1 pseudogene is annotated in these 350 nt (G+C 47.4%); it reads right to left on the bottom strand.

The annotated features are described in order from the left end of the window. Positions 1–350: pseudogene (gene pntA, locus AB4653_RS25195) on the bottom strand (NAD(P)(+) transhydrogenase (Re/Si-specific) subunit alpha); the annotation flags it as partial.

Below are 350 nucleotides of genomic sequence, written 5' to 3'. Positions count from 1 at the left end.
CCATATCTGTGTAACCTACCACTTTCACGCCGTTAGCCGTTGTAATGACTTGATCCGCAACGGTATATTCACAGTTACCGCCATTGGCTGCCGCAAGGTCAACAATCACACTACCAGCACTCATGCTGTCTACCATCTCTTTGGTAATCAGCTTAGGTGCCGGACGACCTGGGATCAGTGCCGTTGTAATGATGATATCGACATCTTTAGCTTGAGCTGCATACAGTTCTTCAGCTTTCTTATTGAATGCTTCAGACATCTCTTTTGCGTAGCCGTCGCCCGCGCTGGTATCTTCCTTGAAATCCACTTCCAAGAATTCAGCGCCCATAGACTCGACTTGCTCTTTTACT

Source organism: Vibrio sp. 10N.222.48.A3 (genome assembly GCF_041475345.1).
Taxonomy (GTDB): Bacteria; Pseudomonadota; Gammaproteobacteria; order Enterobacterales; family Vibrionaceae; genus Vibrio; species Vibrio tasmaniensis_A.
The sequence above is the reverse complement of the archived record's forward strand: the minus strand, read 5'-3'. Positions and strand labels throughout refer to the sequence as shown.